Origin of the sequence: Pseudoalteromonas sp. Angola-7, assembly GCF_028599255.1 — a bacterium.
GTDB classification, from domain to species: domain Bacteria; phylum Pseudomonadota; class Gammaproteobacteria; order Enterobacterales; family Alteromonadaceae; genus Pseudoalteromonas; species Pseudoalteromonas atlantica.
Window position 1 is genome coordinate 178,919 of record NZ_JAQREL010000003.1, and the last position, 11,361, is coordinate 190,279.

11 protein-coding genes are annotated in these 11,361 nt (G+C 41.9%); 5 read left to right on the forward strand and 6 right to left on the reverse strand.

Going from position 1 to position 11,361, the window contains the following annotated elements:
* The first annotated feature begins 41 nt into the window (after positions 1 to 41).
* From pcnB to PSH50_RS05810, 5 genes are read left to right on the forward strand one after another with little or no spacing between them, the layout of a single operon-like run.
* Positions 42 to 1,391 carry a polynucleotide adenylyltransferase PcnB gene (gene pcnB, locus PSH50_RS05790; protein WP_171036107.1) on the forward strand — a complete coding sequence of 450 codons (1,350 nt, stop codon included), beginning with the start codon at positions 42 to 44 and terminating at the stop codon, positions 1,389 to 1,391.
* 4 nt (positions 1,392 to 1,395) lie between these two features.
* Positions 1,396 to 1,881 carry a 2-amino-4-hydroxy-6-hydroxymethyldihydropteridine diphosphokinase gene (gene folK / locus PSH50_RS05795; protein ID WP_029773910.1) on the forward strand — a complete coding sequence of 162 codons (486 nt, stop codon included), beginning with the start codon at positions 1,396 to 1,398 and terminating at the stop codon, positions 1,879 to 1,881.
* Between the two features lie 30 nt (positions 1,882 to 1,911).
* Positions 1,912 to 2,706 (forward strand): 3-methyl-2-oxobutanoate hydroxymethyltransferase, encoded by a 795-nt coding sequence (gene panB / locus PSH50_RS05800; protein WP_055252800.1) that lies wholly within the window; start codon positions 1,912 to 1,914, stop codon positions 2,704 to 2,706.
* A complete protein-coding gene (panC, locus tag PSH50_RS05805) occupies positions 2,706 to 3,554 on the forward strand; it encodes a pantoate--beta-alanine ligase (protein ID WP_273587422.1) in 849 nt (282 codons plus the stop codon). The genes panB and panC overlap by 1 nt, the downstream gene beginning before the upstream one ends.
* Before the next feature lie 30 nt (positions 3,555 to 3,584).
* A complete protein-coding gene (locus PSH50_RS05810; RefSeq protein ID WP_024033192.1) occupies positions 3,585 to 3,821 on the forward strand; it encodes a hypothetical protein in 237 nt (78 codons plus the stop codon).
* Positions 3,822 to 3,914: 93 nt separating this feature from the next.
* Here the strand turns inward: PSH50_RS05810 and PSH50_RS05815 are convergent, their stop codons facing one another.
* From PSH50_RS05815 to epd, 6 genes are all read right to left on the reverse strand, one after another.
* Positions 3,915 to 4,880: a PstS family phosphate ABC transporter substrate-binding protein gene (locus PSH50_RS05815; protein ID WP_004586085.1), complete on the reverse strand. Its 966-nt coding sequence runs from the start codon at positions 4,878 to 4,880 to the stop codon at positions 3,915 to 3,917.
* A gap of 115 nt (positions 4,881 to 4,995) precedes the next feature.
* The gene (gene phoR, locus PSH50_RS05820; RefSeq protein ID WP_004586084.1) at positions 4,996 to 6,303 is read right to left on the reverse strand and encodes a phosphate regulon sensor histidine kinase PhoR; all 1,308 of its coding nucleotides are present in this window, start codon (positions 6,301 to 6,303) and stop codon (positions 4,996 to 4,998) included.
* Positions 6,304 to 6,361: 58 nt separating this feature from the next.
* Entirely contained in the window at positions 6,362 to 7,051 is a 690-nt protein-coding gene (gene phoB / locus PSH50_RS05825; protein WP_004586083.1) for a phosphate regulon transcriptional regulator PhoB, read from the reverse strand.
* 634 nt (positions 7,052 to 7,685) lie between these two features.
* On the reverse strand, positions 7,686 to 8,750 hold the full coding sequence (gene fba, locus PSH50_RS05830; protein ID WP_004586082.1) for a class II fructose-bisphosphate aldolase: 1,065 nt from the start codon (positions 8,748 to 8,750) through the stop codon (positions 7,686 to 7,688).
* Between the two features lie 203 nt (positions 8,751 to 8,953).
* The gene (locus PSH50_RS05835) at positions 8,954 to 10,129 is read right to left on the reverse strand and encodes a phosphoglycerate kinase (protein ID WP_273609355.1); all 1,176 of its coding nucleotides are present in this window, start codon (positions 10,127 to 10,129) and stop codon (positions 8,954 to 8,956) included.
* A gap of 63 nt (positions 10,130 to 10,192) precedes the next feature.
* Positions 10,193 to 11,203, reverse strand: a complete 1,011-nt coding sequence (epd, locus tag PSH50_RS05840) for an erythrose-4-phosphate dehydrogenase (protein ID WP_126008039.1) — start codon at positions 11,201 to 11,203, stop codon at positions 10,193 to 10,195.
* Between the last annotated feature and the right edge of the window lie 158 nt (positions 11,204 to 11,361).

An 11,361-nucleotide genomic window follows, 5' to 3' on the forward strand; every position in this document is an offset into this window, starting at 1 on the left:
AGATTATTATTTCCAAGCTTTTTCAATTTTGCAGGCAAATAATCGGCCCAAATGCCGATGTGCAAAGCACTCAAACAAGTGATGAACCGGTTGTTGTAACACGCGGCGAACATGGTATTTCACGTAAACAATTTAGCCCAAATGCAATCAAAGTACTTTACCGTTTAAAAGACGGTGGTTACGACGCTTACCTTGTAGGTGGTTGTATTCGCGATATATTGTTAGGTCAACAACCAAAAGACTTTGACGTTGTTACCAATGCCACCCCAGAGCAAGTTAAAAAACTATTTAGAAATTGCCGCCTAATTGGCCGTCGTTTTCGCTTAGCACATATTGTTTTTGGTCGCGAAATTATAGAAGTAGCCACCATGCGCGGGCACCACGAAGCGCAAGAAGACAAAAACCAAATTAGCCAATCAAGCGAGCACGGGCAGTTACTGCGCGATAACGTGTTTGGTAGCATTGAAGAAGACGCCGAGCGCCGTGATTTTTCTATCAACGCGCTGTATTACTCTATTAACGATTTTTGTATATACGATTACGCCAATGGCTTAGCGGCTATACAAGCAAAACAAATTGAGTTAATTGGCGACCCAGAAACACGCTACCGCGAAGACCCTGTACGTATGCTACGTGCGGTACGCTTTGCAACCAAGCTTGATATGAGCATAGCGCCAAAAAGCGAAAAGCCAATTACTGCGCTTGCCAGTCTACTTGATAACATACCGCCAGCGCGTTTATTTGAAGAAGTTCTAAAGCTGTTTTTAAACGGTAAAGCCGAAGCTAACTATTTAATGCTACGCCAATACGGCTTATTTAAGTCGTTATTTCCGGTGCTTGATAAAATTTTAGATAAAAACCCTGACGGCTTAGAAGCGGCGTTTATTCAGCAAATGTTTCAAAACACCGATAAACGCATTAATGCAGATAAAAAAGTAACGCCTGCGTTTATATTTGCTGCTTTAATGTGGTTTCCGCTGCTTGAGCGCACAACTAAAATTAAACAACAAGAACAGCTGTCTTACTTTGATGCCTTTGCTCAAGCCATGAATAAAGTACTGAGCGAAAATGCCCAGCATATTGCAGTACCTAAACGCTTTACCTTAGGCGCACGCGACATTTGGCATATACAGCAACGTTTAGATAAACGTGCCGGCCAACGCGCTTACAGACTTACCCAGCAGCCACGATTTAAAGCCGCTTATGACTTTTTATTGTTACGTGTTGATGCCGGTGAGCACCAACATAGTGAGCTTGCCCAGTGGTGGACACAATACTTGAGCCTAGATATTAATGGCCAAAAAGAAATGGTAAAAAATCTAGGCCACCAAGGTGGGCCAAAACCACGTAAACGTCCGCGCCGCCGCACCACTAAAAAGCCAGCCGAGTAATTGCATGCAGTGTGTATATTTGGGTTTAGGTGCCAACCTAAACTCACCCAAAGAGCAGCTTGATAACGCCGTTTGTGCGCTTAAAAAGCTGCCTCATTGTGAATTTATAAGTGTATCGCATTACTATGCAAGCAAACCAATGGGCCCACAAGATCAACCCGACTATGTAAATGCCGTAGCGTGTATTAAAACCGCGCTTGAACCTGAGCAATTACTTGATTTAACTCAAGCCATAGAGCTTGAACATGGGCGGGTAAGAAAAGCCGAACGTTGGGGGCCGCGTACGCTCGATATAGACACCTTACTGTTTGGTCAGCAAGTGATTAATACCCAGCGCTTAACTGTGCCACATTATGGCCTGTGCGAACGTGAGTTTGTAGTTTACCCTTTACTTGAGCTTGCCCCAGAACTGATTTTACCAAGCGGCATTGCATTAAAAACCATTGCGCAAGACTTACCGCTCAACGACTTACAACAATTACCTCTGTAATTAACCAAGGCTTATGCCTGCGAGGATATTATGTCTAAAATAACCGTTTCTACTTTAAATAAAATGAAAGCAGAAAATAACAAAATCACCGCATTAACCGCTTACGATGCCAGTTTTGCTAAGTTATTTCATGATAACGGTGTGGACGTTATTTTAGTTGGCGATTCTTTGGGCATGGTGCTGCAAGGTGGCGACGATACCCTAGGCGTAACCAATCAAGATATAGCCTATCATACCCGCTGTGTACGCGGTGGCAGCCGTGAGCTTTTTGTAATAGCCGATATGCCCTTTATGAGCTATTCAAACGTTAGCGACACCTGTAAAAATGCAGCAGAGTTAATGCGTGCAGGCGCTAATATGGTAAAACTTGAAGGCGGTGAATGGCTTTACGACAGCATTAAAAGTTTAACGCAGCAAGGTATTCCTGTTTGTGGCCATTTAGGATTAACGCCGCAATCAGTACACGTATTTGGTGGCTTTAAAATTCAAGGCCGCGAAGACGACAAAGCGCAAAAAATGATTGATGATGCAAAAGCCCTAGAAGCCGCAGGTGCCCAATTATTAGTGCTTGAGTGTATCCCAAGTGCGCTCGCTAAACGCATTACCGATGCCGTCACCATTCCTACCATAGGTATTGGCGCAGGTAATGTAACGGATGGCCAAATACTGGTAATGCACGACTTAGTCGGTATTTCGGCAGGATACATTCCTAAATTCTCTAAAAACTTTTTACTGGAAACTGGCAACATGCCAGATGCAGTTAAAAAATATTGTACAGACGTTAAAAGTGGCGCATTTCCAAGCGCCGAACATGAGTTTAAATAATGCAGTCAATTACTGAAATTAAATCATTACGTAGTCAAATTAAAGCTTGGCGCCAAGCAGGTTTAAGCGTGGCTTTAGTGCCAACCATGGGCAACTTACACCGCGGCCACTTTTCACTGGTTGAAAAGGCAAAAACAATGGCCGATAAGGTGGTTGTGAGTATTTTTGTCAACCCAATGCAATTTGGTGCCAACGAAGATTTAGATAGCTACCCGCGTACATTAAACGAAGACAAACAAGGCTTAGCCGACTTAAACACCGATATTGTGTTTACCCCAAGCGTAGACACCATTTACCCAAATGGACTTGGTGAGCAAAGCTTTGTAGATGTACCAGGCGTATCTATGGGGTATTGTGGCGGCACGCGCCCAGGACACTTTAGAGGCGTTGCCACAGTAGTGACTAAGTTATTTAATTTAGTACAACCAGATTATGCATGCTTTGGCGAAAAAGATTTTCAGCAGCTGCAAGTGATTAAAACCATGGTACGCGATTTATCAATTCCGGTTGAAATTGTTGGTGTACCGACCATGCGTGAAGTTTCAGGCCTAGCTATGAGCTCGCGAAATGGCTATTTATCTGCAGAGCAAAAAGCCACGGCTACCGCATTATTTAAAACACTAAACAGTTGCGCTGAGCAGCTCAAAGCAGGCAATACCGATTACAAAGCACTTGAGCAAAGCGCACAGCTTAGTTTAGAGCAAGCCGGCTTAAGGCCTGATTATTTTGAGATAGCTCAACGAGATACATTAAAAGCTGCTACACTTGATGATACACAACTTGTTATTTTAGCTGCCGCCTTTTTAGGCAATGTTAGATTAATCGACAACTTACAAGTTGAGATTTAACAAAAACGCAGTTCAACGTTAAGGATAAGCATGCAAACATTTATTAAAACGAGTGCCCTCGCCCTTTCATTTTCATTGTTAGCAGCTTGCCAAAATCAAGTGAAAAACCCTGAGTTAAACCAATGCGCACAACAAAACTATCAGTGCGAAAATAGTTGCGATCAGCAATCGATTGACAAAGGTTTAAAACAGCAAGTGTGCTCTGCCAAATGTGTAGAGAGCTATAATCAGTGTAAAGCACAAGCGCAAAAGCTGACTGATCTGTAATCGCTTTTTAGTAAGTTAGTCTGTTTTACGCTTTAAAATTTTACACATAAAAAAACCGCTCATTGAGCGGTTTTTTTATTGGTTGGGTTTAAATTATAAACCTAACTTTTTAAGCTCTGCTTCTACTAACTTAGCAGATAGTGGTACGTAACCATCTTTTTCAACGATTTTTTGACCGTCTTTAGAAAGTACCATTTTTAAGAACTCAGCTTCAATTGGTGAAAGCGGCTTATTAGGGTGCTTGTTCACGTAAACGTATAAGAAACGAGAAAGTGGGTATTTACCTTTAGCAACATTATCAAGCGTTGCATCTACGTAGTTAGTGCCTTTTTTAGATAAAGGAACCGTACGTACACCCGACGTTTTGTAACCAATGCCTGAGTAACCAATCGCGTTCAATGAAGATGAGATTGACTGTACAACAGAGGCTGAACCTGGTTGCTCATTTACGTTGTTACGGAAGTCACCTTTACACAGTGCTTTCTTTTTAAAGTAACCGTAAGTACCTGATACAGAGTTACGTCCGTATAATTGAATGTCTTTTGCAGCCCAGTCGCCCGTTAGGCCAACATCGCTCCAGCGGTTAACTTGCTCAGACGCACCACATTTACGAGTAGATGAAAAAATAGCATCTACTTGGTCAATACGTAAGCCTTCAATTGGGTTATCTTTGTGTACAAATACCGCTAATGCATCAATCGCTACACGCACTTCTGTAGGCTTGTAACCGTAGCGTTTTTCAAACGCTTCGATTTCTTTTGATTTCATTTTACGGCTCATAGGACCCATGTTAGAGGTGCCTTCGGTAAGCGCTGGTGGAGCAGTAGACGAACCTGCCGCTTGAATTTGAATATTTACATTTGGGTAAATACGTTTGTACTCTTCAGCCCAAAAAGTCATCATGTTAGCTAAAGTATCAGAGCCTACAGATGAAAAGTTACCTGAAACGCCGTTAATTTTTTGATATTCAGGAATTGCGTCGTCAAGAGCAACAGCCTGTGCAGATACTAATGTTGTAACAGCCACACCCATTGCGGCAACTAAGTTTTTAAATTTCATGCGGGGTTCTCCGATTTGTTCGTCCCATTTCCTAACTGTCGTCTACTGTAAAGTGAGTAGATGACAGTTACATTACTCTTAAATGACACTTTTATGACTTTGCTTTTTATTGCCTTTAACTTGCTAAGTTAACAAGCTTATCCTTTGAAAAGTCGAAAGAAAAACACGAGCCTTTACCAAGCTCACTGCTTATATTTAATTTACTATCGTGACGTGTAAGCACATGTTTAGTAATTGCTAAGCCTAAACCTGAGCCACCGGTTGTGCGACTCCTTGCTTTATCTACGCGGTAAAAGCGCTCAGTTAAACGATTTATATGCTCTGGTGCAATACCATCGCCATTATCATTTACGCTAAAGTGCGCAAGCCCCTCTTTACGCTGCCAGGTAACAACAATTTTTCCGCCCGCTTTAGTGTAATGTATAGCGTTAAACACTAAATTAGAAAATGCACTGCGTAGCTCATCTTCAGAGCCTTTAATATCAAGCTCATTATCTATATCAAAAATAAGCTCATGGCCTTTATCTTGGTTTATAGACTGCGCTTCGGTTTTAATGTAGTTGAGCATTTGCGGCACATTTATGGCTTTGTCGTTGTCTTGCCTGCGCGCCCCTTCAATACGCGAAAGAGATAAAAGCTGATTAACTAAGCTGTCCATACGCTTACATTGCTCAAGCATGGTATTTTGCGCTTTATTCCACATTGCAGGCGGTGGCATCATATCGCCATCCATCATCTCAAGGTAGCCAGTAACAACCGTAAGCGGCGTACGCAGCTCATGCGATACATTGGCAACAAAGTCTTTGCGCATTTGCTCTAGCTGCTTTAGGCGTGTTACATCACGTACTACCACCATAAGCTGCGTGTTGGCATACGGCATTACCCTAAATTCAAGCACTTGGTCAACAATATGCCCGTTATCAAGCTCTAATGGCTCTTCAAATTCACCGCGCAGCATGTACTTGGCAAATTTAGGTTCGCGTATTAGGTTATCTAGGCGCTGGCCATGATCGGTCGGCCACTGTAGCCCCAATACTTTAAGTGCAAGTTGGTTACACCAAACAATGCTTAAATCACTTTGCAACACCACTACGGCATCGGGTACGGCTTCAGCTCCATCGCGAAAGCGACGAATTAAATCGGCCAGTTCATTGCGTTTTTTACGATTACGGTGCTGTAAATGATAAATGCCTTCAAATACTTGTTCCCACGCACCCTCGCCCTCTGGTGGGTTAAAGCTACGTTGATTTAAAAGCCAATCGCTTAAGCGATAAAGTTGATGATAATGCCAGACTAAAAGAGAAGAAGTGCCTAAAAATAAAAGCAAAAAAGGTGCACCAATAAGCACACCAACTAATAACAGGGGTAAAAAATAGATAAACAGACGTTTTACTAACGCCTGTTTATTAATAACTCGATACATACACTCACTTTACCTTTGAGTAGTAATTTATGCGTACTCACACCCTAGCTGCGGTACCTTATAATTTACTAGAAAAACGATAACCTGCACCACGTACTGTTTGTACTAAGCGATCATGCCCCAGCGGTGCAATCGCTTTGCGTAAACGACGTATGTGCACATCAACTGTACGGTCTTCTACGTACACATTAGTTCCCCAAACATGGTCAAGCAGTTGCTCACGGCTATAAACACGCTCTGGGTGAGTCATAAAAAAATGTAATAATCTAAATTCGGTTGGGCCCATATCAAGCTCGCTTCCCTCAGAGGTAACGCGGTGCGATATTGGGTCTAAACGCAAGCCATGTACTTCTATGGCTTCTTCTAATGAGGTAGGCGATACACGGCGAATAACCGCTTTAATGCGAGCCATTAACTCTTTAGGAGAAAAAGGTTTAGTGACGTAGTCATCTGCCCCTACTTCTAGGCCGCGTACTTTGTCTTCTTCTTCGCCGCGGGCTGTAAGCATAATGATTGGAATTTGGCGTGTGTATTCACTTTGCTTAAATTGCTTAGCAATTTGAATACCGCTACCGCCTGGTAACATCCAATCGAGTAAAACCATATCTGGGTATGGTTCAACCATAGCTGCAATTGCAGAATCGTAATCTTCTGCTTCAATTGCTTGAAATCCATTTTGCTCTAAAACAAAAACTAACATCTCTCTGATAGGAGCTTCATCATCTACGACTAGTACTTTACGTGACATTCCAAATTATCTCTTACGCTATCGAATTAGTTTTCATTATTATGACTAAGTATGACATTTTTATGAAAGTGTAACGTGTAAATTAAAATCCTGGTAAAAAAAACACAAAATAGTGACAAAAAACCTCATTAACGTCATATTTTTAAAACTATTTTGCAAATTACGGTTAATCAAAACATATTTACAAAAAGATGACAGTTTTATTTCTGAGTAGATATTCATGGCGGGATCATTACTTTACTAACACAGTAAAAAAACCAGGTACGAAACTGAGTTTGCACTGGAAGATGTGATTACGTGGTTAAAAATAGATCTGTTTTTTACTAAGCAGCCTATAAAAAGATCAGATTTTTACTAAGCCGATCGGGTTTGGGATCACGGTTATACTTAGTCAAACAACTAAGCACCTGATCTATTGTACAAATAAAAAACGATCTGATTAATTGAGCGCCTAACGTGGCGTAAATTTATGCGCTAGTTGGTAAATAAATGATCCAAATGCGGGGCGGTTAGTAAATCAGTGATCCCATTTTATTAAGTTGGTACAACAGTGATCCCAGTGCCTTGCGGTATAAAAAAACCAGCTGGATTACGCCAGCTGGTTTTTATAACGCCATTTATTAATCAAAGATCATTATTTAATTTGTGGGTCTAACTCACCACTTAAATATTTAAGGTGCATGTCATCAAGTGAAATTGGCTTAATTTTACCTGCTTGACCAGCTGTACCAAACGCGTTGTAACGCGCAACACAAATCTCTGTCATTGCTTTAGTTGCTTCTGCTAGGTATTTACGCGGATCGAAGTTAGATGGGTTAAGCGCCATATGACGGCGAATAGCACCGGTAGAAGCCAGGCGTAAATCGGTATCAATATTTACTTTACGTACACCGTATTTGATCCCTTCTACAATTTGCTCAACAGGTACGCCATACGTTTCAGGAATTTCGCCACCGTATTGATTTATGATCTCTAACCACTCTTGTGGTACAGACGACGATCCGTGCATTACTAAGTGCGTGTTCGGGATACGTGCGTGAATTTCTTTAATACGATCAATCGCTAAAATGTCATCTGTGGGTGGGCGCGTAAATTTGTACGCACCGTGCGATGTTCCACAAGCAATTGCCAAGGCATCAACATGGGTTTTATTTACAAAATCAGCGGCTTCTTCTGGGTCGGTAAGCATTTGATCAGTAGTTAGTTTACCTTCTGCGCCTACACCATCTTCTTCGCCCGCTTCACCGGTTTCAAGTGAGCCAAGTACACCTAGCTCGCCCTCTACCGATACGCCACAAGCATGTGCCATAGCCACGGTTTCGCGTGTTACTTCTACATTATATTCGTAGCTTGATGGGGTTTTTCCGTCAGTCATTAATGAGCCATCCATCATAACTGATGAAAAGCCAAGTTGAATTGAGCGTTGGCAAACACCGGGTGAGGTACCGTGATCTTGGTGCATTACTACTGGAATGTGCGGCCATTCTTCAACGGCTGCTAAAATCATGTGGCGGATAAATGGAGCACCAGCATAAGCACGTGCGCCTGCTGATCCTTGAACAATTACTGGGCTGTTTGTTTTATCAGCCGCTTCCATTATTGCGCGCATTTGCTCTTGGTTATTCACGTTAAAAGCGGGTACGCCGTAACCGTGTTCAGCTGCATGATCTAAAAGTTGTCGCATACTGATTAAAGCCATTGGGTATTCTCCAATTTATCGACAGCAGTCTCCTGCCATCTAGTTTGAACGGATATGTTAGTTTGACGCAATCACTGCGCCACAAAATAAAGCAATTTACACTGCTCAGTTTTGTCTTAATTAACTATTAAATAAGGGTGAGAGGTATTTAATAATTAATCGTTGGTGAGGGTTTCCCCTCACCTAATGCGGCTAAAAATTTATTATTTAGCGCGCGACTCTAGCATTTCTACTGCTGGAAGTTTTTTGCCTTCTAAAAACTCTAAGAACGCACCACCACCGGTAGAAATGTAAGATACTTTATCGGCAATGCCGTATTTATCAATTGCCGCTAAAGTGTCACCACCGCCTGCAATCGAAAACGCTTTAGAGTTAGCAATTGCCTGGGCAATAGCACGTGTACCATTACCAAACTGATCAAACTCAAATACGCCAACTGGGCCATTCCATACAACAGTACCGGCGTTTGCAATAATTTTTGCAAGCTGGCTGGCTGTATCAGGGCCAATATCAAAAATCATGTCATCGCTTGTTACTTCGCTTACATCTTTAAGCGTAGCGACTGCAGAGTCTGAAAATTCATTACCTACTACAACATCAGTCGGTACCGGAATTTCACCATCGTTTGCTTTAGCTGCCGCACATAAACGATTTGCTTCATCCATTAAATCAGCTTCATAAAGTGATTTACCAACCGGATGACCCGCAGCTGCAATAAAGGTATTAGCAATACCGCCACCTGTTACAAGCTGATCTACAATCGTTGAAAGCGAGTCTAAAACAGTTAATTTAGTTGAGACTTTAGAACCACCTACAATGGCCACTAATGGGCGTGCTGGGTTATCTAGTGCTTTACCTAGTGCTTCAAGTTCTGCTGATAATAACGGGCCAGCACAGGCAACATCTGCAAATAAGCCAACGCCATGAGTAGACGCTTGTGCGCGGTGAGCGGTGCCAAATGCATCCATTACATACACATCACACAGGGCAGCAAGTTGTTTTGATAAGGCTTCGTCGTTTTTCTTCTCGCCTTTATTAAATCGTACGTTTTCAAATACAACTACTTCGTTATCGGCAACTTCAACGCCGTTTAAGTAGTCTTTTTCAAGGCGTACATTTTGCTCAAGTGCATCGTTTAGGTAATCGGCTACAGGGGCAAGTGAAAATTCGTCATCGTACTCGCCTTCTGTTGGGCGGCCAAGGTGCGACATAACCATTACTTTAGCGCCTTTTTCAAGAGCTAGCTTAATAGTAGGCAGTGCAGCACGAATACGTGCATCTGAGGTCACTTTACCTGCTTTAACTGGTACATTTAAATCTTCACGAATTAATACGCGCTTGCCGTTTAAATCTAAATCTGCCATTTTTATGACCGACATAACATCTCCTTAGTTAACGATACTTGAACCTGAAAAATAAATTTTAAAATTATTATAAAATGCTTACTTAGCCATCATCGCACGTGCTGTATCTAGCATGCGATTGGCAAAACCCCATTCGTTATCACACCAAACAAGTAACTTTATCAGGCGTTTGTGACTAACACGTGTCTGCGTGCCATCAATAATACAAGAATGTGGGTCGTGATTAAAATCAACCGATACCAATGGCTCTTCGGTGTAACTTAAAATACCTTCTAAGCGGTCTTTTGCTTGGGCTTTAAGAGCCGTATTTACCGCCTTTAAATCTACATCGGCATTTACTGTAACACTTAAATCCATTGCCGTTACGTTAATTGTCGGCACGCGAACCGCTATGGCTTCAAAGCGCCCTTCAAATTTGGGTAAAATGCGGTCTATTCCTCGTGCTAATTTTGTATCAACCGGAATAATAGACTGACTCGCAGCGCGGGTACGGCGTAAATCATGATGGTACGCATCAATCACTTGTTGATCGTTCATCGACGCGTGAATGGTGGTAATAGCGCCCGATTCAATGCCAAACGCATCATCTAGCACTTTAATAACAGGCACCACACAGTTTGTAGTACACGAGCCGTTAGATACAATAGTGTGCTCGTGTTTGAGCTCATCATCGTTAATGCCATACACAATGGTGGCATCTACATCGTTATCAGCTGGGTGTGAAAACAACACCTTTTTAGCACCCGCGGTAATGTGTAATTGTGCATGCTCGCGCGAGTGATAAACACCGGTACATTCAAGTACTACATCTACATCAAGGGTTTGCCAAGGCAATTCTACTGGGTTTTCTTCACAAAATAGTGCAATGGTATCGCCTGCAACACTAATGGTGTCTTCACCAAGTTTTACAGGAAAAGAAAAACGACCGTGGGACGTGTCGTATTTTAATAAATGAGCAATAGCTTCAGGGTCAGCAAGTTCGTTAATCGCAACAATTTTTATCTCGTTGCTCAAACCTGACTCGTACAACGCGCGGACAATATTTCGACCAATACGACCAAAACCATTAATTGCAAGTTTGATTGCCATGAAATATAAAATCCACTCTCTTTACGTGCAGACAAAGGCATCGATGCCTTTTAGATGGCTGTATTGTAATCGACCTTGAACATTATTATAAGAGGGAGCGATTAGAAACTTTAAATTAATAAACCTTTTAATATCAATATTAATAAGCAAAATTAGTT